We start from the raw sequence: 22,689 nt of genomic DNA, 5'->3' as shown, positions 1-22,689 counted from the left end.
AACTGAAAGACTTTACTCAGCACCGTTTCCTGATGAAAGCACTGCTTATTCTGGGACTGGCCTTGCTGCTGGCAGCCGGCGTGTGGTGGACCGGCAAGCGCAACGCGACACCCGACGCCGCTTTCGCCGAAAAGCTTTACCAGAAAGGCGTGCTGAATGCAACCGGCCGCGACGAGCTGCTGCGCCGAATACGGGCCGGCACGCTGAAGGTAACGGAAACCGACCTTGCGAATGACCAGGTAACCGAGGTTGCGGGCAGTGGCCCGGCCGCCATCCTCGCGTTTTGTGGCGAGGCGTTTGAGATGGAGTTCCAGTACCGGACCTCCAATCAGGAGATGCTGTACGAGCTGATGGAAGCCGACAAAGCCGCTGACTTGCCCACCAACAAATCCCGGGTGCGCGTGGTGAGCAAATACGCCGCCGCGCTGAAACGCTTCCACAACGACACCGCCGCCCTCACGCGCTGGTACCTGCAGCAGCTGCCGGCCCGGCTGCGCATCGAATACGCCGTACCGGCCGAGGATTCCGCGAGCGAGATGGGCTGGACCATTTATCCTCCCCTGTCGGCGTCTGAGCCCGAACTCACTCATTGGGTGAGCGAGCGGCGGAGCGTGTTTGGCAAAACCCGTACCCGCACGGCGCGCGACTTATTTGCGCTGGGCCTCATCGAAAAGCCCGTTTACGAAGAGCTGCAGCGCCAACTGAAGCGAGGGCAGCTGCGCACCGAAGCGCAGGTGTGTCGCATGGCTTCGGAACTTGTGCCGCACCCCGCCACTTATGCCCGCGCCAAGGCGGAGTAGGTACCGACTGCTCGCCGTCTGCTTATCGATGTGCGGGTAACGACGAGCATAGAAGACGTCAGACCGGCGACACTCGGCCAAAATTGAATGCCCCTCAGCGGGCGTTTTTCGAGCCGCCGGCCGACAATTTGGAGGACTATGCGTGGCCATCGGAATTTGCTGCCAGGGCAGTAGCTTGCGGCCCATTCCACTGGCAAAACCACGCATCTACCCATGCAGAAAAAGTTGATTTTGACGGCTGCGTTATGCGGCATTTTCTGGCTGGCCCAGGCGCAGGCCCCGACTCCTTTTGTGATGCGCGGCACGCTGCCCACGGTGCAGGGCCCGGCGAAAGTCTTTTTGATTTGCGAGACGTTCGCGGGAAACGCCATTGCCGACTCGGCGGCGGTGAAGAAAGGCGAGTTTGTGCTGCGGGGCACCGTGGCGGCGCCCACCAAGTCCCGACTGGTGCTGGTGCCGCGCGGACAGCAGCGCCGCCTCTACACCGGGCAAGCCGACAACATCGTTTTCTACCTCGAAAAAGGCAATACGGTATTTACTTCGCCCGATTCGCTGGCGCATGCCGAGGTCAGCGGCTCGGTGCTTTCCACCGAATACCGAGAGCTGACCCGGCCGCTCGACGTAGTGAGGCGGCAGCAGGATTCGCTCTACACCGCCTACCGGCTTGCCACACCCGAAACGCGCGCCACGGCCGCCTTCAGCCGGCCCTACAACGCGCGCTACGCTGCGCTGCAAAAACAGTCGGCGAGCATCCTTACGGGTTTTGTGCAGGCTCACCCCAACTCCCTAATCAGCCTGGGAGCGGTGAAAGAACTGGCCGGCCCCATCCCGACCTACGCCACGGCGGCCCCGCTTTTTGCCATGCTCGGGCCCGAGGTGCAACGCCTGCCCGAGGCTTCGCTTTACGCCCTGGCCTTGTCGCGCTTGCAGCGGGTGGCCGTGGGGGCGCAGGCGCCAAACTTTGAGCAGCCCACGGCCGATGGCAAACGCGTGACCCTGGCCGACTACCGCGGCAAGTACGTGCTGGTCGACTTTTGGGCCAGTTGGTGCGGGCCCTGCCGCCGCGAAAACCCGAACGCGGTGAAGCTCTACCACCAATTCAAAGCCCGCAACTTCGACATTCTGGGCGTGAGCATCGACGTGGAACAATACCGCGCCCAGTGGCAGAAAGCCATTGCCGACGACCGCCTGGCCTGGACCCAGGTTTCGGACCTGCGCCGCGGCAATGCGGCGGCAGTGCTCTACAGTGTCAGCGCGGTGCCCCAGAACTTTCTCATCGACCCGAGCGGCACCATCGTAGCCACCAACCTGCACGGCGAGGAGCTGCGCGCCACCCTGGCCCGCTTGCTGCCCCAGCCCTAATCAACCCACCCGAAACGCCAAACGGCCCCGGCTTCCACATCTGGAAACCGGGGCCGTTTGGAGGGTTACATCAAGATTTACTGCCGCGTCACTTTCTGCGTGAGGGTGCCCGTGGCGGTGGTGAGGCGCAGCACGTAGACGCCGGCGGCCAGCTCGGGCAGGGCGGCCAGGGCCTGCGGGGTGGCGCTCAGGTCGAGCTTGGCGGCATACACCGGGCGGCCGGCCAGCGTGGTGAGCGACACGGCCACGGCCTGGGGCTCGGCGCTGCCGGGCAGGGCCACGCTCAGGGTTTGGACGAAGGGGTTGGGGTAGGCGTCGGCAGTGGCCGGAGCGCTGGCCACCGAGCGGCGCAGCACCACCACCGGCGAATAAGCGGTGGCACCGTCGAGGTCGACCTGGCGCAGGCGGTAGTAGCGCACGGCCGTGGCCTGGGCTGCCGCCGAAGCGTCGAAGTACTCGTAGGCCCGGGGCGAAACGCTGCGGCCAGCGGCGGGCAGTTCGGCCACAGTGGCGAAGGTTTTGCCATCGGTCGAAGTCTCTACCACAAACACCTTGCTGTTGATTTCCTGCGCCGTGGCCCAGTTGAGGCGGTTGCCGGCGGGCACGGCCGCGCCTTCGAAGGAAATGAGCTGCACGGGCAGTGGCGCCACCAGCGAAGGCGTGGTGGCCGACTGCGTCTGCTCGTAGCGGAAAATGGTGCCGTTGCCGTTGCCCAGGAAAAGGTCGAGCAGGCCGTCACCGTCCATGTCCGTCACGGCCGGGGCCGCGTAGCCGCCCACGTTGCTGGGGTTGGTGCCCGTGGCGCCCAGGTTGATGAGGCCGGCCGAGGTGCCGTCGGTGGTCAGGTTGGTGCCCGCGTTGAAGGTCACCGCGTTCAGGCCCGATTGGGTGTAGAGCATCACGGTGCCGGCCTTGGTGCCCACCAGCATGTCGAGGTAGCCGTCGCCGTTGTAGTCGGTGAGCAGGGGCTTGTCCACGTCGCCGGCGTCGATGACCGTGCCGTTGGCCAGCTTCAACTGGCCCCAGGCGGTGAAGTCGGCGGTGGTGCTACCGTTAGGCAGGGCCTGCTCATAGCGGCGCAGCGTGCCGTCGTTGCTGCCCACCAGAATGTCGAGCAGGCCGTTGTTGTCGAGGTCGGCCACGGTGGGGCGGGCGTAGGAGCCGCCGTTGGGCGCGCTGCTGGTGGCGGTACCAAAGGGGTTGGTGAAGAGCGTGGTTTTGCTGAACAGCAGGGCGTTGGCACCAGAAGTGGCCAGCTGCTCGTAGCGCAGCACGTTGCCGGTGTCTTCGCCCACCAGCAGCTCCAGCAGGCCGTCGCCGTCGAGGTCGGCCACGGTGGGTTTGGCGTAGAGGCCCACGTCGAGGGCAGTGCCGTCGGCGTTTTTCAGGAGTACGCCGGTGTTCAGGGTGAACGAGTTGGCCGCGGCCTGCTCGTAGAGCATGATGGTGCCGTCGCCCTGGCCCACCAGCAACTCCACCAGGCCGTCGTTGTCGAGGTCGCCGGCCGTGGGCGTGGAATAGTTGCCGCTGGCCGTGGTGCCGGTAAAGGCCGTGCTCTGCTGCCCGTAGCTCACCGACGACGACTTGCGGGTAATGCCCAGCTTGGCGCTCAGCACCGTGCCGGTGGTGGTGGTGAGGCGCATGCGGCCCGTGGCGGCAGCCGGCGGCACAATCACCGACACCGAAGTGGCCGTGGGCGTGCCCACCACGCGCATCTTCTGGCCGTTGAGCTGCACCGACGTCGTGGTGCCGAGGTTGAGGCCGGTGATGACGACCGTGGCGCCGGCCGCGGCCGTGGTGGGCGCAAACGACGCAATGGTTTGGGCCGACACCAAGGCGGGCGTCAGCAGGCCAAGGCTGGCCAGCAAGGTGCGGCGCAGGGAAGGCAGGAAAGCGGAAGAGAAGGTGAAAGCGAACATGTCTTGGGTTGAAAAAGGCGGTTGAATAGGCGGCCAGGGCTGTTTCGGGTTGGCGTTGCAAAATTGTTAGGCGTGCCGACTATCTTTTTTTGCGCATCGTTTAACCTCGGCCATTCCTCGTCCAACCCCGGTCAATTCCCAGCGAAAGCGTGGCGGCGCCGGGTGGCGCTTTTCGTCAGCCAACTGCTTCCACAAGCCCCAAAACCTTCCTCACTAAACCGCCAGAGCCTCGCTTCCAGCCGAAACCAGCAGCTCATCGGGCAGAAAGGCCCATTCGCAGACTATATAGAATTTTCGACTGGGGCCGGCCCTACATTTAGGCACGCTCAGCCACTAAGGCGGGCGGCAACCGGGCCCTCACTCCCCACCGATTTCTATGCAACGACACTGCTACTTCCTGTTGTTTTTCCTGCTGGCACTTCCCGGGCTGGCTCAGGCCCAAATCACGCCCATCGTCAGCTCCTGGGTGGTGAACACCACGGGCGCCACCGGCTTCGGCGGCATCCTGAGCAACGTGCAGCGGGTGCAGTACTCCGCCGGCAACGTGTACATCACCTGCACCGGCGTGCCGAGCTATACCATCGGCCCCTGGCCCATGAACCCCAACACGGCCACCAACCAGAATTTCGTGTTCAAAATCACCCGCACGCCCACGCCCAACACCGGCACGGCCACCGCCACGCCCCTGGGCCACACCGGCATCTGGAGCAACGGCGTGAGCATCTTCAACGCCAAGGACGCCATGAGCTACAACAACGCGGGCGTGTGGAACCAGAACGCCATCGTGGTGGAAGGCCCCAGCTTCGATTCCTGCCTGGGCCACCCGGCCGGCAACGGCGAGTACCACCACCACCTCAACCCGCGCTGCCTCTACAACGACCGCGACAGCAGCCGCCACTCCCCCATCATCGGCTTCGCCTTTGATGGCTACCCCATCTACGGGGCCTACGGCTACGCCAATGCCAATGGCACGGGCGCCATCCGGAGCATGCGCACGTCCTACCGCTTCCGCAACATCACGGCCCGCACCACCCTGCCCGATGGCACGACAGCCTCCTCGGCCGGCCCGGCCATCAACGCGGCCAAACCGCTGGGCTATTACATCGAAGACTTCGAATACGTAGCCGGCCGCGGCGACCTGGATAGCCACAACGGCCGCTTCTGCGTGACGCCGGAGTACCCGCAGGGCACTTATGCCTACTTCGTCACCATCAACAGCCAATACGCCGGTGCCTACCCTTACACGCCCGGCCCTACCTACTATGGCGTGATTCCGGCCGGCGCCACGGGCCCGCAGTCGGGCCACGCCGTGGTGAACGAGCCCGTGACCACCTACGTGGTGACGGCCACCTTCGCCGCCGCCGGGGTGCAGCTGCAAACCTACCCCAACCCGGCCAGCAGCACCCTCACCGTGAAGCCCGAAGGCGGCGTGGCCAACGACCTGCGCGCCACTCTCTTCAACGCCATGGGCCAGCCCGTCACGCCCACCGCCGAGCTGCACCCGTCGGTGGAAAGTGCGTTCGATTTGTCGTCGCTGGCGCCCGGCGTCTACATTCTTCGGGTAGAGGGCGCGGGCACTACCGCGTCGCAAAAGGTGGTGGTGACGCGGTAGCTTCCGTCGCCTCTACAGCCGGTCGCGCACTTGGCGCAGCACCCGCTCCACCTCGTTGCGCATGGCGCCGCTTTCGGCCACGTGGTTGTTGTTCATGAAGCTGAAAGCCACCAGCCAGCCGCTTTTGGTGCGCAGGTAGCCGCACATGTTCAGGTTGTTGGTGAGGGTGCCGGTTTTGCCCCATACCCAGGGGCCGGCGGCGTCGTGGTAGCGCTTGCGCAGGGTGCCCTGGCCGCCGCCGGCCGCCAGCAGGCTCAGCAGGCGGCGCTCGGGCACTTCCTGGTGCAGCCGGAGCAGCAGGCCGGTGAGGGTGCGCGGCGTGACGAGGTTGAGCCGCGACAGGCCAGAGCCGTCCACCCACACCACCGGGTCGGGCAGGCCGTTGAGGAAGTTTTTGCGGGCGTAGCGAATGACGCGGCCGGTGCTGAGCGAGTCATGGCTGCCGATTTTGGTGCTGCACATCAGCAGCAGCTGCTCGGCCAGGAAGTTGTCGCTCACGCGCAACATGCGGCGGTAGAGCGAGTCGACGCGCAGCCCGTGCAGCGTGCGAATGGAATCCTGGCCCGCCCGGGGGCGCCACGGGGCATTGGCGGTGGCCCGGCGCAGGGTGTCGCCCAGCAGCCGCAGCATTAGCCCGCGGCTGGTGATGAAGGGCGTTTCATCGACCCATTTTTTGGTGGAAGGCAGCACGTAGAACCGGTTCTCCAAGGGGTCGCGCAGTACGTGCGTGTCCTCGTCGAGCCCGGGCGTGAGCAGGTTGGGCGTGGCCGGCCCCACCAGCGGCGCGAAGTAGCGCGGCAGCACCCGCACGCGGGACGTGGTCGGGGCCGCGGCCCGGACGCCAGCGCGCGGCCTGATGGGCGCGGGCGCCGCGGCGTAGAAGCGCACGGTGTGGCCGTAGATAGGAAATGCCCCCGCTCGGGCTGGAAGTAGTAGCCGTAGTCGTCCCAGGTCCAGCCGGGGCCGAAGGGCGTCACGCACTTGATGTCGCAATAGGCCAGGATTTTTTCGGGCCGGTTCAGCAGGAAGCTGTAGGCACGGCGGCTGGGCACGTCGCCGTGCAGCAGCGTGGGGTCGCCGGTGCCCTGGAAAAACAGCGTGTCGCGGCGGCTGAAGTAGCGCAGGCTGGGCAGCGAGTCGCCGAGCAGGTGCAGCCCGGTGTAGAAGCTGAACAGCTTCATGTTGCTGGCCGGGGTGAAGTATTTGGTTTCCTGATAGCCGTAAAACGGCTTCGTGCTGTCGGCGTAGGCCAAGCTCATGCCCACCTGGTGCTGGCGCAGAATGGCCGAACTGTTCAGCAACGAATCGAGCCAGGGCAACGGCTGCCCAGCGGTGGGTGGCACCACGGCCACCCGGGTGTCGGGATTCTGCGCGCAGGCCGTCAGCTGCGAGGTACCCAGGGCGAGCAACAACAAAAAACAAAGAGACCGGAGCATTAACAAAAGCAAACGTGGCAGTGGCCGCAACTTACGCAGCAGACAGCTCTGCGGCTATTTTCGGGCCGCAAATCAGCGTTTTTACCGTTCGATGTGCTTCACCTTGGCCTCGTCGAGGTCGAGTTGGGCCTCTTGCTGGCGCAGCACCTCGTCGTCGAAGCTGTCGTGGTGGCGCAGGTGGGCCAGGGCCTCGCGCTCCACGTTCAGCACGTCGAGCAGCACGAGGTGGTACTGGCGCAGGGCGTCGCGGCCGGCCTGGTCGGTTTCCAACGAGTTGAGGGTGCGGGTGGTGAGGTTGATTTCGGTTTGCATGCGCTGCTGCAGGCGCGCAATCAGCTCGTTGGCTTCGGATTCGGCGGCGTACTGGCGCTGCAGGTGCTTCACAGCCGCGGTGCGCAGGTGCAGGCGCACGCCGGCCTCCTGCTCTTCGAGGGGCATGCGGTCGTCGTGCTCGGCAATCCGGGTGAAGCGGATGATGGCCGGCAGCGTGAGCCCCTGCAGCACCAGCGTGACCAGAATGACCACGAAAGTGATGAACAGAATGAGGTTGCGCTGCGGAAACGGCAGGCCGTCGTTGGTCAGCAGCGGCACCGACAGCGCCGAGGCCAGCGACACCACCCCGCGCATGCCCGCCCAGCCCAGCACCAGCGTGCCCTGCCAGCCCGGGCTGGGCTCGGCGTTGCGCACGCTCTTGCTCAAGTAGCGCGGGATGAACGCCGCCGGGTACATCCACAGCAGCCGAATGACGATGACCAGCCCGCTCATCAGCAGCCCGTAGGCAATGCCTTGCTGCAGGGAATATTCGCCCAGTCCTTCCACCGCAATGGGCAGCTGCAGGCCAATGAGAATGAACACCAAGCCGTTGAGCACGAAGCTCACGCTGGCCCACACGCTGTTGGCCTGCAGGCGCGTATTGGCGTCGAACACCCGGTGCGAAAGGTGCGAGAGCAGCAGCCCGCCGCTCACCACCGCCAGCACGCCCGAAAAGTGAAATTCCTCGGCCAGCAAATACATCACATAAGGCGCCATGAAGGTGAGCACCGTGTTGATGCTGGGCGTGGTGGGCAGGTACTTATGAATCAGGAAAAACCCGCAGGCCACGCTCAGTCCCACCACCAGCCCCATGCCGCTGGTGAGCAGGAAACTGGTGGCCGCTTGCTGCCACACAAACGTGCCCGAGAGCACCGCCAGCAGCGCAAACCGGAACACAATGAGGCTGCTGGCATCGTTAATCAGGCTCTCGCCCTCCAGAATGGCCGTGACGCGCCGCGGCACCTTGATGCCGCGCAGCACCGAGGTGGCCGCCACCGCATCGGGCGGCGAGATGATGCCCCCGAGCAGAAAGCCCAGCCCCAGCGTGAACCCCGGAATGACGGCCCGCGCCGCGTAGGCCACAATGGCCGAAGTGAAGGCCACCAGCCCAAACGCGAGCAGCCCAATGGCCCGGCGCCAACGCCAAAAGTCGTTCCAGGAGGTGGTCCAGGCCGCCTCATAGAGCAGCGGCGGCAGGAAAATCAGGAATATTAAATCGGGCGCAATGGCCACGCGCGGCAGGCCGGGCACAAAGCTGAGCGCCAGCCCGCCCAACACCAGAAAGATGGGGTAGGAAATGCGCAGCCGCTGCGCCAGCATCACCAGCAGAAACACGATGAACAGCAGGCCGAGAACGAGGAGCAGGGTTTCGTGCAGCATGGGGCCGGGATGTATTTACCAGCCCCAAAGAAACACCCGGCCGCGCTACGCTTCAGCGGGCGCGGCCCGGTACGACGGCGAAATGCCTGGGTGCGCTTCTACCGGTGCCACAGCTGGCGTCCCGACGTGGGCCGCTTGGGCCGGTCGAAAAGCACCACGTAGAGCACGCCCAGCAACGGCGTGAGCAGCAAGGCCGTGAGCAGGCGCAGGTGCCAGTAGTGAACCGGGCTCAGGCCCCAGCTCTGGACGAGGTGATTGATGAAATGTGCCATAAATAAATGTACTAATTCCCAGCGACTTTTGCAATCGTTTGCGGAAATACCCGCCTCATTTTTGCGGGCTGTCACGGGCTGGCCGCGGCAGTATTGGTGGCCCGGCCGCGCATTTTTTCCGCCATCCCAACTTTGGGCGCCGTACTTTTGACTCCCGTCATGCCCGAACGCTCCAACCCCTCCCCCAGCGCGTCGGCGGCGAAATACATTTTCGTTACCGGCGGCGTCACTTCTTCACTCGGCAAAGGAATCATTTCCGCCTCGCTGGCCAAGCTTTTGCAGGCCCGCGGGTTCCGAGTCACCATCCAGAAGTTCGACCCTTACATCAACATCGACCCCGGTACGCTGAACCCGTACGAGCACGGTGAGTGCTACGTGACCGACGACGGCGCCGAAACCGACCTCGACCTCGGCCACTACGAGCGGTTCCTGAACACGCCCACCTCGCAGGCCAACAACGTGACTACGGGCCGCATCTACGACCACGTCATCCGGCGCGAGCGCGAAGGCGCCTTCCTCGGCAAAACCGTGCAGGTGGTGCCCCACATCACCGACGAAATCAAGCGGCGCATGCTGCTGCTGGGCCAAAACGGCCAGTTCGACGTGGTGATTACGGAAATCGGCGGCTGCATCGGCGACATCGAGAGCCTGCCCTTTGTGGAGGCCGTGCGCCAGCTCCGCTGGGAACTGCCCGAGAACGATTCGCTGGTCATTCACCTCACGCTGCTGCCCTTCCTGAAGGCGGCCGGCGAGCTCAAAACCAAGCCCACCCAGCACTCGGTGCGCGACCTGCGCGAAGCCGGCCTGCAGCCCGACATCCTGGTGTGCCGCTCCGAGCACCCGATTCCGATGGAGATGCGGCGCAAAATCGCGCTGTTCTGCAACGTCAAAATCAACTCGGTCATCGAAAGCCTCGATGCCGACAGCATCTACTCCGTGCCGCTGCTCATGCGCAAGGAAGGCTTGGACGAGCGGGTGATTAAGCGCCTGAAACTGACCGGGGGCGCGCAGCAGCCCGATTTGGAAGCCTGGAAAGACTTCCTCGGCAAGCTGAAAAACCCGACCGAGGAGGTGACCATTGCCCTGGTGGGCAAGTACGTAGAGCTGCCCGACGCCTACAAGTCCATCAACGAGGCCTTTGTGCACGCCGGCGCCCAAAACGAGTGCAAGGTGACGGTGCGCAGCATCCAATCCGACCACGTAACGCCCGAAAACATTGCCGGCCTGCTGCACGGCTGCGACGGCGTGCTGGTGGCCCCCGGCTTCGGCGAGCGCGGCTTCGAGGGCAAGATTGCCGCCGTGCGCTACGTGCGGGAAAACAACATTCCGTTCTTCGGCATCTGCCTGGGCATGCAGGTGGCCGTGGTGGAATACGCCCGCCACGTGCTGGGCCTGCTCGACGCCAACTCCACGGAGATGGACGCCCTCACGCCCAACCCCGTCATTGCCATGATGGAGGAGCAGAAAAACATCACCCAAAAAGGCGGCACCATGCGCCTGGGTGCCTACGCCTGCGACCTGCGCCGCGGCTCCAAAGCGGCCAAAGCCTACGGCCGCAACCACATCAGCGAGCGGCACCGCCACCGCTACGAGTTCAACAACCAGTACCTCAGCCAGTTTGAGGAGTCTGGCCTGCAAGCCAGCGGCACCAACCCCGAAACGGGCCTGGTGGAGGTAATTGAGCTGCCCAACCACCCGTGGTTTGTGGCCGGCCAGTTTCACCCCGAGCTGAAAAGCACCGTGGAGCAGCCCCACCCGCTGTTTGTGCGGTTTGTGCGGGCGGCCATCCAACATCGCAAGGGGTAGGACGTCTGCGGCTTCGTGAAGATTTTCGAGCGCCTGTCATCCTGAGCATTCTGCGAAGGACCTTATCACGTCAGAAACAGTTTGGAGTAATTCTTTTTACCCAAGCGCGATAAGGTCCTCCGCTACGCTCAGAATGACAGGCGTCTTCAATTCTTCATTCCTCCTTCCTTATTCTTCATTAAGCGCAACGCAAGCGGTACCTTTGCCCCTTCGCAACCTTTTTTACTAATGGATAGAAATTCAGCAACCGGCCTTTTCCTGATTTCGGCCTTGCTCCTCGTGTACCTGTTCTTCTTCAGCCCGAAGAAGGACGAGAAAGCCGCTGGCAAGACGCCGCCGGCCACTACTGCCGCCGCGCAGGCTCCTGCCGCTGCTCCCACCACGGCCGCTTTGGCCCCGGAAGCGGCCCTCGACACCACCGCCGGCCCGGCCCAGGACCTGCACCTGACCAACGCCAACCTCGACGTGACGCTCTCGACGCGCGGCGGCCGCGTGACGGCCGTGCGCCTGCTGAAGTACAAGACCTTCTTTGGCCAGCCGCTCGACCTGTTCGACGCGAAAAGCGCCCGCATGGACACCCGCTTCCGCACCGTGGACGGCAAAACCATCAAGTTTTCGGACCTGAATTTCCAGGGCACGCCCTCGCAGGCCAACGGCGCCTCGGTGCTCACGTTCACGGCGCCCGTGGCCGGGGGGCAGATTGTGCAGACCTACTCGCTGCCCGCCAACAGCTTTGAAGTGAAGTACGACCTGCGCCTGGTGGGCCTGGAGCGCACCGTGGCCCAGGAGCCGCTCACCTTCTCGTTTGTGGACCAGGTGCGTCAGACCGAGCAGGACCTGAAGCAGAACCGCAACCACACCACCATCAACCACTACCTGGCCGCCGGCGACCAGGGCGCCCTGGCCGAAGCCAGCGAGAAGCCCGAGGAGTTCAAGGCCAGCGGCCCGGTGAAATGGGCGGCGCACAAGCACGACTTCTTCGTGGCCGGCCTCATCGCCGACCAGCAGCCCTTTGCGGGCGGCGCGTTCAATTCGAACGTGGACCTGGCCGATTCCAGCACCATCAAAACCCTGAGCAGCACCCTCACCATTCCGGTGGCTGAGGTGGAGCAGGGCCGTGGCCAGTACCGCTTCTACTTCGGCCCGAACGCCTTCAACACGTTGAAAGAAGTGGCGCCGGAGTTTGACCGCAACGTGTACCTGGGCTGGGGCTTGTTCCGCTGGGTAAACCGCTTTGTGGTGCTGCCCGTGTTCCACTTCCTGGAGCAGTACATCAGCTCCTACGGCATCATCATTCTGCTACTGGTGGTGCTCATTAAGCTGGTGACGTGGCCCCTGACCTACAAAACCTACGAAAGTCAGGCCCGCATGAAAGTGCTGAAGCCTGAGCTCGACGAGCTGAAAGCCAAGTACGGCGACGACCAAACCAAGGTGCAGCAGGAGACCATGAAGCTGTATCAGACCTTCGGCGTGAGCCCGCTGAGCGGCTGCGTGCCCACGCTGCTCACGCTGCCCATCCTGTTCGCCATGTTCCAGTTCTTCCCCAACGCCATCGAGCTGCGCCAGCAAACCTTCTTGTGGGCCAAGGACCTGAGCAGCTACGACGTGTTTGTGAAGCTGCCCTTCTACGTGAAGTGGTACGGCGACCACGTGTCGATGTTCACGCTGCTCATGACGGCCTCTACGCTGGTGATGACCTGGCAGAGCAACCAGATGAACACGGCCATGCAGGGCCCGATGAAGACGTACAGCTACCTGATGCCCATCATCTTTCTGTTCGTGCTGAACAGCTTTGCGGCCGGCCTCACCTGGTACTATTTCGTGTCGAACGTCATCACCTTCGCCCAGCAAGCCATCACCCGCGGCTTGGTCGATGACACCAAGATTCGCGCCCAGCTCGAAGCCAACAAAATCAAGAACAAGGACAAGAAGCCCAGCGGCCTGCAGGGCCGCATTGCCGAAGCCATGAAAGCCGCGCAGGAGCGCGAAGCCCAGGCCAAGCGCAAGTCGTAATCTTTGTCACGTCATCCTGCATGGGTGACGGGCCCAAACCGGCAGAACAAAAACCATGGGCACGGTTTTCGTTCTGCCGGTTTTTTGTTTGCCTACATTCACGCGGCAATTCCGTTTATCCCCTCCTGCCATGCGCCATTTCGCCCTGTTGCTCCTGCTGTTTGCGTTCGGCCTCACGCTGCCCGCCTGTGCCCAAAAGGCCACTACCAAAACCCAAAAGGTGAAAATTAAAAAAGGCAAAAGCAGCCAAAAACCCGTTGCCGCCACCAAGCCCGCCGCGGAGGAAACTCCGGTCATCACCTTCGAGCGGACGCCCTGCTTTGGCACCTGCCCGGCCTTTACCATGCAGGTTTTTGCCGATGGGCGCGTGCTGTATGAAGGGCGTCACGGCGTGCCGTTCGTGGGCAAAAAAGAGCTGAAAATCTCTCCCGCGGCCGTAACCGACCTGCTGCGCCAGGCCAAGGAATCGCATTTCGACCAGTTTGCGGCACAGTACACCCAGCACACCACCGACCTGCCCAGCACCGTCATCGGCGTGAAGCAGGCCAACGGCCAGCTGAAAGTGGTGCGCGTGGAAGAAGGCGAACCCGAAAACGTGCGGCAGCTCGTCACCTACTTCGGCCATCAGCTCGACCCGCTGGTGCAGACCACCGCGGCTGATAGATAGGGCGCGCCCCAGTCGTGGGCTGGCTCATTTTCCTTCCGAAGGCGCGGGCTTGAACACCGTGCGAAACGCTTTCAGCGCCGCCGGGTGGTAAATGGTGGCGTGCGACTCCTGCGGCATGGCCTCGGCGTAGGCGGTGATGCTGCCTCCCGGTTTGCTGGTTAGGAGCTTGGCCAGCTGGCTCACCACGTCCGGGTCGCCGTCGCGGCTGGTGGCCAGAAACACGGCTTTGGGCTGGCTGACCTTGGCCTTGAACCAAGGCAGCTTGCTGGCTTCTTTCGCCATCAGGCCGTTGTTCCACCACAGGCTGGGGTCGAAGGCTAAATAAGAATCAAACAAATCCGGCTCCAGGAGCAGCGTCTCGACCACGAACAGGCCGGCCAGCGACTCGCCCACGATGGCCGTTTCGGCCGTGGTGCGGTAGCGCTGCTTCACGGCCGGCATCAACTCCTCGCGCAAAAACCGGCGGTAAGCGGCCGAGCCGCCCACGCGGGGCGCAATTTTCTTATCCTTCTCGTTGGTGGTTGGGCCCGTCAGGTCGCGGCGCCGCTCGGTGTTTTCGATGCCCACCAATATGAATGGCCGCATGGTCCCGTTGCCCACCGACACCTGCACCAGGCCAGCTACGTGCAGGAAATCTTCCTGCATGCCGCCATCGGGCATGTATAGCACGGGCAGGCGCATGGCCGGTGTTTCGGCGTAGCCCGCCGGCAAATACACGTTGATGCGGCGCGTTTCCCCCAGTGCTTTGGAGGCGATGGTAAACGTCTGCCCCATCACCAGCGGCGCGGCTTCGGAAGCAGCGCTGGCGGCCTGGGCGCGCACCACTTCCGGCAGCGGCAGGGCCAGCAGCAACAATAGTATCGACGGGCGGAAAAAGCTCATGGCAGTTCGGGTTAGGGGCGGCAATGCGGAATCAGTCCTTGTGTACTCGTTCCAGCAGCAGCGTGTTCATGGGGTTGGGCGTGAGGCCGCGCACGTTGTTCTGCGTGAGGCGCACCACTTCGTCGTAATAGAGACTGATGACGGGCGACTCTTCCACCACAATGCGGTCCATGGCCTGGTAGAGCGCCGTGCGCCGGGCCACGTCCTGGGTGCGGCGGGCTTCGTCGTAGAGCTGGTCGTACTGCGCGTTTTTGAAGTGGGTTTTGTCGGGGCCGGCGGGGCTGAAATTGGGGCTGTAGAACAGGGCCAGGTAGTTTTCGGCGTCGGGGTAGTCGCCCAGCCAGCTTTTGGCGAAGAAGGCCACCCGGCCGTTGTCCACCAGGTCCTGCTGCGCGGCCGACTGGTTGATGTCAATCTGCACTTGCACGCCCACGTCGGCCCACTGCTTTTGCAAATACTCGCCTATCTCCTTGCGTTCCAGCACCGTGCTGAGGCGCAGGCGCAGGGGCCGCTGGGGGCCGTAGCCCGCGGCACGCAGCAGCTGCCGGGCCTTTTGCGGCTGGTAGCTGTAGCCGGGCACCTCCTTCTCCGAGAATGAGGGCAGCGCCGCGGGCACGAACCCCGAAGTGCCGGCATCGCCCACACCGTTGAGCAGGTATTTCAGCATTTCGGGCTTATTGAGGGCGTAGTTCAGCGCCTGGCGCACGCGCTTGTCGCGCAGGGCGCGGCCTTGCACAGCCTGTTCGCCGGTCAGGTTGGCCGAATCGAGCTGAATGCCGAGGTACTCCGTGTTCAGATACGGCACTTTCTGCACCGTGAACTTGCCCTTGAAATCTTCCCGAATGCTGCCGTCCGGGTGCATTATCAGGTCGCGCGAACCGGCCCGGATGCCCGACAGGAAATCGAGCTTGCCCTGCATGAAGGTCAGAAACTCGGTCTTACGGTCGGGCAGAAAGCTGATGGCCACGGCGTCCAGATACGGCAGCGCCTTGCCCTGCTGGTCGCGCCGCCAGTAGCTCGGGTTGCGCTCGTAGAGCAGGATGTTGCCTTCGTCCCAGAGTTTGAAGCGGAACGGGCCCGTGCCCACCGGGTGCTCGCGGAAGTCCTTGCCATACTTTTCCACGGCTTCGTGCGGCACTACGTAGGCATACGGCATCGTCAGAATGCCCAGAAACGGCACAAACGGCTCCTTGAGGTGAATGCGTAGCGTGGAATCATTCGCCGCCACAAAGGCCGTGTCGCTGGGCGAGCCATCGGGCTTCTCCAGAATTTTGCCTCGAAAAATCCAGCCGCCGGTGCTGGCCGTAGCCGCGTCCAGGATGCGTTTGAAGGAGTAGACGAAGTCGGCAGCTTTCACTTCGCGGCCTTTGCCGCCGGGGAAAACGTCGCTGTCGTGAAAGCGCACGCCGCGGCGGAGGACGAAGGTGTAAAGCCGCCCATCAGGCGAGATGCTGTAGCGCCGGGCTAGCGCCGGGGCCGGCAGCAGGGTCGAATCCAACTCCACCAGCCCGCTGTAGAGTTGGTTTACCGCCCACCAGTTGGCCTGGTTGCGGGCAAAAGCGGGGTCGAGCGAAGACAGGGCTTCGGGCTGGTTGTAGCGGAACACGCGGCGCTCGTCGGCGGCCGGGCGGGCCGCGTCGTGGCAGCCGGCCAGCGTTAGCAAGCCCGCGGAAAGTCCAAACCAGTTAGCCGAAAAGCCAGCCCAACGAGCCAAAAAAGGGGCCATGCGAACAGGGAAAGAATGTATCTTTGTGCAATGCTACGGCAGGAATGTTTTTGGTTGGCCGTTTTTGGTTTTTGGTTTTTGGCTTGCTCCTGATTCAGCAAATGCCCAAATCCGATTCCTGAAAACCAAAAACCGAAAACCAAAAACCAGATACTAAGAGAAATGGGAAAAATCATTGCGGTAGCCAATCAAAAAGGCGGGGTGGGCAAAACCACCACCTCCATTAACCTCGCGGCGTCCCTGGCCGCCCTGGACTACCGGACCCTGCTCGTCGACGCCGACCCCCAGGCCAACGCCACTTCCGGCGTGGGCTACGACCCCAAGGACATCCAGAACAGCATCTACGAATGCATGGTGGACGGCATCAACGCCCAGGACATCATCCTGCCCACCAACATCCTGCCCCACCTCGACCTCATGCCCTCCCACATCGACCTGGTGGGCGCCGAGGTGGAGATGATAAACCTGCCCAACCGCGAAGAAAAAATGAAGGAGGCCCTGCGCCCCCTCGCCGAGCAGTACGACTACATCATCATCGACTGCTCGCCCTCGCTGGGCCTCATCACGGTCAACGCCCTTACCGCCGCGCACTCGGTCATCATCCCGGTGCAGTGTGAATATTTCGCCCTCGAAGGCCTGGGCAAGCTCCTGAATACCATCAAAATCATTCAGAGCCGCCTCAACACCGACCTGGAAATCGAAGGCATTCTGCTCACGATGTACGACGTGCGCCTGCGCCTGAGCAACCAGGTGGTGGAAGAAGTACGCATGCACTTTCAGCAGCTGGCATTCGACACCATCATCCCGCGCAACGTGAAGCTGAGCGAGTCGCCCAGCTTCGGCATCCCCGTCATTCTGCACGACGCCGAAAGCAAAGGCTCCATCAGCTACCTCAACCTGGCCCGCGAAATTGTGGAGAAAAACAGCGTGGAAGCCACCGAAGAAACGGCTGAGGACGAGCGGATTTAGAGAATTGTGGCTAAGACAATAGAACAGCTAGAAAACGATTTTTGGGGCGACCCAACGTATCCTAGTCACGTCGTTGTCACCAGTCACGGCTTGCGTAAAAAGCCAATTGATGAGTTTGGCGTTGAAGACTTGCGCTTCATGATTGGCCAAAATATCGGGACGCAATACCTGATGCCCCGGGCGTTGGGCATGCTTGAGCAAACTCCGCTGGTATCAGATTATCATTTCCCGGGCGAGGTATTGTATTCCGTGCTGAAACTGCCCGACGCATATTGGTTTGCTCATCCTGAGCATTTGCAGCGAGTTTGCAAAATCTCACAACAAGCATTGGATAGGCTTGCTGCTCTCGGTCATGAAGTGCCTGAAGTACAGAAGTTGGCTATTGCATTTCTTGCAAAACACAAGAGCTAGTAATGGAAAGGGCTTTGTCTCATCCGCGCTAGTTTAAATCAATCGGTAATCTGCGCTTAACGAAGCGGTAGAGATGCTTCGGCTGCGCTCAGCATGACATTCTACTTTAAAACACCGTTCTGATAACCTCAACCGCCCCAAACTTCCGGCTTGCCCTTCGCTGAACTATCCGTATTTTTGACGTTCGGTTGCCGAGTGCCTTTTATGGGCCCGGCCGATGTACTATGGCTCAAGAGAGAAACGAAGAGAAGTTGCAAGCTGCTTTGGCCGCCGCCGCCGCGGTGAAACGCAAAAGCGGCCTGGGCCGCGGCCTCAATGCCCTCATTGAAGGCAGCTACGAGAAAAAGGGCGACCGGCCCGGCTCTGGCGACCGGTTGGTGTCGCACCCCGTCAATTCGGTGGGCTTCATCTCGGTGGAGCACATCGAGGCCAACCCCTACCAGCCCCGCACCCACTTCGACCAGCAAGCCCTCCAGGAACTGGCCGACAGCATCAAAATCCAGGGCATCATCCAGCCCGTGACCCTGCGCCAGCTCGGCACCAACTCCTACCAGCTCATCTCGGGCGAGCGCCGCTTGCAGGCCTCCAAGCTGGCCGGCCTGGAAACCATTCCCGCCTACATCCGCAAGGCCGACGACCAGCAGATGCTGGAAATGGCCTTGATTGAAAACATTCAGCGCGAAAACCTGAATGCCATCGAAATCGCCCTCAGCTACCAGCGCCTGCTGAGCGAGTGCAACCTGCGCCAGGAAGAGCTGGGCGACCGGGTGGGCAAAAACCGCTCGACCGTAACGAACTACCTCCGCCTGCTCAAGCTGCCGCCCGACGTGCAGATTGGCCTGCGCGACGCCGCCATCAGCATGGGCCACGCCCGCGCCCTCATCGGCCTCGACGACCCCAAAGCCCAAGTGGAGCTCTACCGCAAGATTGTGGCCGAGGAGCTGTCTGTGCGCCGCGTGGAGGAGCTGGTGCGCAACGGCTTCGGACGCCCTGCGCCGGCCAGCGAGAACGGCGCGGCCAATGCTGCCCCCGCCCAACCCGCGGTGCCCGCCGCCGAGCTGCGGCGCACCGAGCGCCACCTCACCGACCGGTTTGGCTCGCGGGTGCAGGTGCGCCCCGGCCCCAAAGGCAACGGCGAAATCAAAATCGCCTTCGACTCGATTGAGGACATGCAGCGCATCCTGCACATCCTGCACCCATCGTAAAACCGCCAACGCCCGGCGGAAGGCCGGTTCTCGTACTGCAAGGCGCTGGCCAACATGCTAAACCCGGGCGTTTTCCGTTAGCGGAGTTGCTATGAAGAAGTTGCATCACCACCTCGCGGCCTTGCTGGTTCTGGCCGGCTCGTTGCTTGCCAGCCACAGCGGCTGGGCGCAGGTATTTAACCCGAACAATCCGGCCAACCCCAACGACCCCACGGGGCGCACGCCCGCCGCTATTCTGGCCGACACCACCGAGCGCCGTGAGGCCGTGGTGACGCCCGAAGCCAAGCGGAGCAAGGCCGCGGCCGACTCGGCCAAACGCACGGAGCACATGTTTCGGGCTTTTGGCTACAAGGGCATTCGCCTCACGCGGCCCGGCAAAGCGGCCCTGCTGGCCACCATCCTGCCCGGCGCAGGCCAGATATACAACCGCCGCTGGTGGAAGCTGCCGCTGGTGTACGGGGCCCTGGGCACGGTGGTAGGCGCCGAAATTTTCTGGCAGCGCCGCTTCACGGAGTTTTCCGATGCCTACGACCTGGTGACGGCCAACCCCAAGCTGATAGGCAGCCAAAGTCTTTCGCCCCGGGCGCGGCTATACACCAGGCCCGACGGCATTAAATCGGCGCTGGTGTACTACCGCGGCAACCGCGACATCTACTATCTCTACATCGGCCTGGCTTATGGCCTGCAAATCGTGGACGCGCTGGTCGATGCCCACCTCAAGGATTTTGACGTGAGCGACGACCTGGCCGTGCATTGGCAGCCCACCTTGCTGCAGGTGCCCGGCCATGGCGTACTCCTGCCCTTCACGCCCGGCCTGCAAGTAGCGCTGCGCGTGAAATAGCTTTTTAGTTGTTGGGTGTTGGTTGTCAATTGTTGGGTTATTCAACCGACAGTTCAGACTAACAGCTGACAACCAACAACGGACAACCACCATGAAAATTCTCCTTATCGGCTACGGCAAAATGGGCCAGACCATTGGCGCGCTGGCTCAGCAACGCGGCCACGAAATTGCCGGCATTGTGGACCTCCACGCCAGCCAGGCCAGCATCACCGACTTCACACCTGCCACCGCCGACGTGGCCATTGAGTTCACCCACCCCGATTCGGCTTTTGCCAACGTGCAGGCCTGCCTGCGCCAAGGCTTGCCGGTGGTGTGCGGCTCCACGGGCTGGCTGCATCACTTCGAGGAGGCCAAAGCGCTGACCGAAGAAGTGCAGGGCAGCCTGTTCTACGCCTCCAACTACAGCGTGGGCGTGAACCTGTTTTTCCACTTCAACGAGTACATCGCAGCCAAAATGAACCAGTTTGGCGGCTACGACGTGGCGGTGCGCGAAATCCACCACACCCACAAAATCGACCAGCCCAGCGGCACGGCCCTCACCACGGCCGAGGGCATCATGCGCCACTTTCCGGCCAAAACCACCTGGCGCAACGCCCCCGCCGAAGCGCCAGCCGAGCTGGCCGTCATCAGCGAGCGCGCCGGCGAGGCGGTGGGCACGCACATCGTCACCTACACGTCGGACGTCGACACGCTGGAGCTCAAGCACGAGGCCCACAGCCGCGAAGGCTTTGCCCTGGGTGCTCTGCTGGCGGCCGAGTGGCTGCCCGGCCGCCAGGGCGTGTTCGGAATGAAAGAGCTGCTGGATTTGTAGTTGCCACACCGTTTGTCGGCGGCGGCGGGGCAATCTGCCCCGTTGCTGCCTTTCTTTGCCTGATATTCACTGCCAAGCCCAAGCTTGCCCATGTCATTGCTCAAAACCACCCCCACCGCTGCCCCCAAGCCGCCCAAAACGAAAACCCGCGAATGGGCCGATTCGCTGATTTTTGCCATTGTAGCGGCCACGCTCATCCGCTGGGCCACGTTTGAGGCATACACCATTCCCTCGCCCAGCATGGAAAACTCCCTGCTGGTGGGCGACTACCTCTTCGTCAGCAAGCTGCACTACGGGCCCATCACGCCCCAAACGCCGTTGCAGGTACCCCTCACCCACCAAACCGTGTGGGGCACGGGCATCAAAAGTTACTCCGAGCTCATTCAGCTGCCTACCTACCGGCTGCCGGGCTTCTCGGAAGTGAAGCGCAACGACGTGGTGGTGTTTCACGTGCCCCACGAAACCCAGTACCCCGCCGACCTGCGCACCAACTACATCAAGCGTTGCGTGGCCATTGCCGGCGACACCCTGCAAATCAAAAACGGCCAGGTGTACCTCAACGGCCAGCCCGAAGCCCCCGTGCCCGGCCTGCAAACCGACTACGTGATGCAGGTGGACAACCCCAACGACGAGGTGCTGGCCGCCCTGCGCTCGCAAGGCGTGGTGGACTACACCCAGCCCGGCGGCATGCCCCAGGCCATGGGCGGCGAGGTGCCCGGCACCTTCGTGTACAAAATCAGCTGCACGCAAGCCGCGGCCGATTTTTTCCGCAAGCAGCCCTACGTGAAGCGCCTCGACGTGTACGAGCCCCCGCTGCCGTCGCTCTTCCCCGACAAAGCTGATTTCACCAACTCCGACGCCACCAGCGCCACCCCGCGCAAGTGGACGCTGGATAACTACGGCCCGCTGCCGGTGCCCAAAAAAGGCCAGACCATCACGCTCAGCCCCGGCAATGCCGCCATTTACTACAAAATCGTGGCTCGCTACGAGCACAACGAAGGCATTACCTGGAACAATGCCGACGGCATGATTTACCAGAATGGCAAGCAGCTCACGAGCTATACCGTGAAGCAGAATTACTACATGATGATGGGCGACAACCGCCACAATTCCGAAGACTCGCGCTTTTGGGGCTTCGTGCCCGAAGACCACATTGTGGGCAAAGCCGTTCTCATCTGGCTGTCCGTCGACCCCAACGCCGACTTCTGGCACAAAATCCGCTGGAGCCGCCTGTTCAACATCATTCACTAAGCGCCGGTCATGGCGAACGCAGCGCGGCAATCCGTCCTGTTCTCAGCGGCTAATCTTCAAATGTAAAAAGCCCCGGCTCTGCGTAGAGTCGGGGCTTTTCTCTTAAATAAGCAACTACCTAGGGACGGGGCTTGCCCCCGCCCGTCATAGAACGGAATCGTTGCATCGGTGCGAATGTCTGGGCGGGGGCAAGCCCCTACGTCGTTTCAGTCATCAAGCTGGTAGCTGCGAGAAAAGGGCGGCCGCGCTACGCTCGCAATGACCGGCGCGGCCATTATCTTACCACACTATCGGTTCCAGGCCTTTGCTTTTCAGCCACGCGTTGGTTTTGCTGAAGGGCTTGCTGCCGAAGAAACCCTTGTCGGCAGCAAAGGGCGAGGGGTGCACCGATTTGATTACCAGGTGCTTCTTCTCGTCAATCAGCTCAGACTTTTTGCCAGCATAGGCGCCCCACAGGATGAACACCACGTGCTCCTTGCCCTGCGAAACCTTGCGAATCACCGCGTCGGTAAACTCCTCCCAGCCTTTTTTCTGGTGCGAGGCCGGCTCGCTGGCCCGCACGGTGAGGGTGGCGTTGAGCAGCAGTACGCCCTGCTGGGCCCAGCGGTCGAGGTTGCCGTTGGGGGCGGGCGGCGTACCGGGAATGTCGTCCTGCAGCTCTTTGAAAATATTCTGGAGCGAGGGCGGCGTGCGCTGCCCTTCCTGCACCGAAAACGACAGGCCGTGCGCCTGATTGCGGCCGTGGTAGGGGTCCTGGCCCAGGATGACGACCTTCACTTTTTCAAACGGCGTGGCGTCGAAGGCGTGGAAAATCTGGGGGCCGGCCGGGTACACGGTAGCCGTGGCGTACTCCCCTTTCACAAAGGCAATTAAGCGCTGGAAATAGGGTTTTTCAAACTCGTCGGCTAACACCGGCCGCCAGCTTTCGGCTATCTTTACCATTGAAATATGGAGGAAAATAAACGGGTGTTTGCGGCGTTGAAAGGCCGCTTTTGCGTAAAACCAATTTCCGCG

Annotated in this window: 20 protein-coding genes; 12 read left to right on the top strand and 8 right to left on the bottom strand. The window is 62.6% G+C overall.

Annotation, left to right across the window (positions count from 1 at the left end; all coding sequences use genetic code 11):
* The first annotated feature begins 32 nt into the window (after window positions 1-32).
* Window positions 33-800: a hypothetical protein gene (locus MUN81_RS07550; protein WP_245116469.1), complete on the top strand. Its 768-nt coding sequence runs from the start codon at window positions 33-35 to the stop codon at window positions 798-800.
* Window positions 801-1,013: 213 nt separating this feature from the next.
* Window positions 1,014-2,162, top strand: coding sequence for a TlpA disulfide reductase family protein (locus MUN81_RS07545; RefSeq protein ID WP_245116467.1), 1,149 nt, complete (start codon window positions 1,014-1,016; stop codon window positions 2,160-2,162).
* Between the two features lie 77 nt (window positions 2,163-2,239).
* Here the strand turns inward: MUN81_RS07545 and MUN81_RS07540 are convergent, their stop codons facing one another.
* Entirely contained in the window at window positions 2,240-4,081 is a 1,842-nt protein-coding gene (locus tag MUN81_RS07540; RefSeq protein WP_245116465.1) for a T9SS type A sorting domain-containing protein, read from the bottom strand.
* Between the two features lie 376 nt (window positions 4,082-4,457).
* On the opposite strand from MUN81_RS07540, the gene MUN81_RS07535 reads away from it, so the two are divergent.
* Window positions 4,458-5,693 carry a YHYH protein gene (locus tag MUN81_RS07535; protein WP_245116463.1) on the top strand — a complete coding sequence of 412 codons (1,236 nt, stop codon included), beginning with the start codon at window positions 4,458-4,460 and terminating at the stop codon, window positions 5,691-5,693.
* Between the two features lie 12 nt (window positions 5,694-5,705).
* On the opposite strand, the gene MUN81_RS07530 is transcribed toward MUN81_RS07535, so the two are convergent.
* From MUN81_RS07530 to MUN81_RS07515, 4 genes are all read right to left on the bottom strand, one after another.
* Entirely contained in the window at window positions 5,706-6,200 is a 495-nt protein-coding gene (locus MUN81_RS07530; protein ID WP_280638275.1) for a D-alanyl-D-alanine carboxypeptidase, read from the bottom strand.
* Between the two features lie 122 nt (window positions 6,201-6,322).
* Complete coding sequence (locus MUN81_RS07525) at window positions 6,323-7,108, bottom strand: D-alanyl-D-alanine carboxypeptidase (protein ID WP_245116461.1); 786 nt, start codon at window positions 7,106-7,108, stop codon at window positions 6,323-6,325.
* Between the two features lie 102 nt (window positions 7,109-7,210).
* Window positions 7,211-8,821 (bottom strand): Na+/H+ antiporter, encoded by a 1,611-nt coding sequence (locus MUN81_RS07520; protein ID WP_245116459.1) that lies wholly within the window; start codon window positions 8,819-8,821, stop codon window positions 7,211-7,213.
* A gap of 98 nt (window positions 8,822-8,919) precedes the next feature.
* Entirely contained in the window at window positions 8,920-9,093 is a 174-nt protein-coding gene (locus tag MUN81_RS07515) for a hypothetical protein (protein ID WP_245116457.1), read from the bottom strand.
* Between the two features lie 159 nt (window positions 9,094-9,252).
* Between MUN81_RS07515 and MUN81_RS07510 the strand changes: the two genes are divergently transcribed.
* The 3 genes from MUN81_RS07510 to MUN81_RS07500 all read left to right on the top strand — a co-directional run bounded on the left by MUN81_RS07510 (window position 9,253) and on the right by MUN81_RS07500 (window position 13,579).
* Window positions 9,253-10,899 carry a CTP synthase gene (locus MUN81_RS07510; protein ID WP_245116455.1) on the top strand — a complete coding sequence of 549 codons (1,647 nt, stop codon included), beginning with the start codon at window positions 9,253-9,255 and terminating at the stop codon, window positions 10,897-10,899.
* 228 nt (window positions 10,900-11,127) lie between these two features.
* Window positions 11,128-12,912 (top strand): membrane protein insertase YidC, encoded by a 1,785-nt coding sequence (yidC, locus tag MUN81_RS07505; protein ID WP_245116453.1) that lies wholly within the window; start codon window positions 11,128-11,130, stop codon window positions 12,910-12,912.
* Window positions 12,913-13,042: 130 nt separating this feature from the next.
* Window positions 13,043-13,579: a DUF6438 domain-containing protein gene (locus tag MUN81_RS07500; protein WP_245116451.1), complete on the top strand. Its 537-nt coding sequence runs from the start codon at window positions 13,043-13,045 to the stop codon at window positions 13,577-13,579.
* 24 nt (window positions 13,580-13,603) lie between these two features.
* Here the strand turns inward: MUN81_RS07500 and MUN81_RS07495 are convergent, their stop codons facing one another.
* Window positions 13,604-14,461 (bottom strand): alpha/beta hydrolase-fold protein, encoded by an 858-nt coding sequence (locus tag MUN81_RS07495; RefSeq protein WP_245116449.1) that lies wholly within the window; start codon window positions 14,459-14,461, stop codon window positions 13,604-13,606.
* A 31-nt stretch (window positions 14,462-14,492) separates the two neighbouring features.
* Window positions 14,493-16,187, bottom strand: coding sequence for an ABC transporter substrate-binding protein (locus tag MUN81_RS07490; protein WP_245116447.1), 1,695 nt, complete (start codon window positions 16,185-16,187; stop codon window positions 14,493-14,495).
* 162 nt (window positions 16,188-16,349) lie between these two features.
* Here MUN81_RS07490 and MUN81_RS07485 point away from each other — a divergent pair, with 162 nt between their 5' ends.
* The 6 genes from MUN81_RS07485 to lepB all read left to right on the top strand — a co-directional run bounded on the left by MUN81_RS07485 (window position 16,350) and on the right by lepB (window position 21,675).
* Window positions 16,350-17,156, top strand: coding sequence for an AAA family ATPase (locus MUN81_RS07485; protein ID WP_190927367.1), 807 nt, complete (start codon window positions 16,350-16,352; stop codon window positions 17,154-17,156).
* Window positions 17,157-17,162: 6 nt separating this feature from the next.
* Complete coding sequence (locus MUN81_RS07480; RefSeq protein ID WP_245116445.1) at window positions 17,163-17,567, top strand: contact-dependent growth inhibition system immunity protein; 405 nt, start codon at window positions 17,163-17,165, stop codon at window positions 17,565-17,567.
* 224 nt (window positions 17,568-17,791) lie between these two features.
* Window positions 17,792-18,772, top strand: a complete 981-nt coding sequence (locus tag MUN81_RS07475) for a ParB/RepB/Spo0J family partition protein (RefSeq protein ID WP_245116443.1) — start codon at window positions 17,792-17,794, stop codon at window positions 18,770-18,772.
* Window positions 18,773-18,863: 91 nt separating this feature from the next.
* Window positions 18,864-19,613: a DUF5683 domain-containing protein gene (locus MUN81_RS07470; RefSeq protein ID WP_245116441.1), complete on the top strand. Its 750-nt coding sequence runs from the start codon at window positions 18,864-18,866 to the stop codon at window positions 19,611-19,613.
* Between the two features lie 91 nt (window positions 19,614-19,704).
* On the top strand, window positions 19,705-20,424 hold the full coding sequence (dapB, locus tag MUN81_RS07465) for a 4-hydroxy-tetrahydrodipicolinate reductase (RefSeq protein ID WP_245116432.1): 720 nt from the start codon (window positions 19,705-19,707) through the stop codon (window positions 20,422-20,424).
* Between the two features lie 90 nt (window positions 20,425-20,514).
* Window positions 20,515-21,675 carry a signal peptidase I gene (gene lepB, locus MUN81_RS07460; protein ID WP_245116430.1) on the top strand — a complete coding sequence of 387 codons (1,161 nt, stop codon included), beginning with the start codon at window positions 20,515-20,517 and terminating at the stop codon, window positions 21,673-21,675.
* Window positions 21,676-21,954: 279 nt separating this feature from the next.
* On the opposite strand, the gene MUN81_RS07455 is transcribed toward lepB, so the two are convergent.
* Window positions 21,955-22,617 carry a uracil-DNA glycosylase gene (locus tag MUN81_RS07455; RefSeq protein WP_245116428.1) on the bottom strand — a complete coding sequence of 221 codons (663 nt, stop codon included), beginning with the start codon at window positions 22,615-22,617 and terminating at the stop codon, window positions 21,955-21,957.
* Between the last annotated feature and the right edge of the window lie 72 nt (window positions 22,618-22,689).

The organism is Hymenobacter sp. 5317J-9, assembly GCF_022921075.1.
Taxonomy (GTDB): domain Bacteria; phylum Bacteroidota; class Bacteroidia; order Cytophagales; family Hymenobacteraceae; genus Hymenobacter.
Note: the sequence above shows the minus strand (reverse complement) of the source record. Positions and strands in the feature narration are given on the sequence as shown.

What these genes read in the sequence shown, in the direction of transcription:
- MUN81_RS07550 (WP_245116469.1), top strand. Translation starts at nt 33, where the DNA reads ATGAAAGCACTGCTTATTCTGGGACTGGCCTTGCTGCTGGCAGCCGGC.
- MUN81_RS07545 (WP_245116467.1), top strand. Translation starts at nt 1,014, where the DNA reads ATGCAGAAAAAGTTGATTTTGACGGCTGCGTTATGCGGCATTTTCTGG.
- MUN81_RS07540 (WP_245116465.1), bottom strand. Translation starts at nt 4,081, where the DNA reads ATGTTCGCTTTCACCTTCTCTTCCGCTTTCCTGCCTTCCCTGCGCCGC.
- MUN81_RS07535 (WP_245116463.1), top strand. Translation starts at nt 4,458, where the DNA reads ATGCAACGACACTGCTACTTCCTGTTGTTTTTCCTGCTGGCACTTCCC.
- MUN81_RS07530 (WP_280638275.1), bottom strand. Translation starts at nt 6,200, where the DNA reads ATGTTGCGCGTGAGCGACAACTTCCTGGCCGAGCAGCTGCTGCTGATG.
- MUN81_RS07520 (WP_245116459.1), bottom strand. Translation starts at nt 8,821, where the DNA reads ATGCTGCACGAAACCCTGCTCCTCGTTCTCGGCCTGCTGTTCATCGTG.
- MUN81_RS07515 (WP_245116457.1), bottom strand. Translation starts at nt 9,093, where the DNA reads ATGGCACATTTCATCAATCACCTCGTCCAGAGCTGGGGCCTGAGCCCG.
- MUN81_RS07510 (WP_245116455.1), top strand. Translation starts at nt 9,253, where the DNA reads ATGCCCGAACGCTCCAACCCCTCCCCCAGCGCGTCGGCGGCGAAATAC.
- yidC (WP_245116453.1), top strand. Translation starts at nt 11,128, where the DNA reads ATGGATAGAAATTCAGCAACCGGCCTTTTCCTGATTTCGGCCTTGCTC.
- MUN81_RS07500 (WP_245116451.1), top strand. Translation starts at nt 13,043, where the DNA reads ATGCGCCATTTCGCCCTGTTGCTCCTGCTGTTTGCGTTCGGCCTCACG.
- MUN81_RS07495 (WP_245116449.1), bottom strand. Translation starts at nt 14,461, where the DNA reads ATGAGCTTTTTCCGCCCGTCGATACTATTGTTGCTGCTGGCCCTGCCG.
- MUN81_RS07490 (WP_245116447.1), bottom strand. Translation starts at nt 16,187, where the DNA reads ATGGCCCCTTTTTTGGCTCGTTGGGCTGGCTTTTCGGCTAACTGGTTT.
- MUN81_RS07485 (WP_190927367.1), top strand. Translation starts at nt 16,350, where the DNA reads ATGGGAAAAATCATTGCGGTAGCCAATCAAAAAGGCGGGGTGGGCAAA.
- MUN81_RS07475 (WP_245116443.1), top strand. Translation starts at nt 17,792, where the DNA reads ATGGCTCAAGAGAGAAACGAAGAGAAGTTGCAAGCTGCTTTGGCCGCC.
- MUN81_RS07470 (WP_245116441.1), top strand. Translation starts at nt 18,864, where the DNA reads ATGAAGAAGTTGCATCACCACCTCGCGGCCTTGCTGGTTCTGGCCGGC.
- dapB (WP_245116432.1), top strand. Translation starts at nt 19,705, where the DNA reads ATGAAAATTCTCCTTATCGGCTACGGCAAAATGGGCCAGACCATTGGC.
- lepB (WP_245116430.1), top strand. Translation starts at nt 20,515, where the DNA reads ATGTCATTGCTCAAAACCACCCCCACCGCTGCCCCCAAGCCGCCCAAA.
- MUN81_RS07455 (WP_245116428.1), bottom strand. Translation starts at nt 22,617, where the DNA reads ATGGTAAAGATAGCCGAAAGCTGGCGGCCGGTGTTAGCCGACGAGTTT.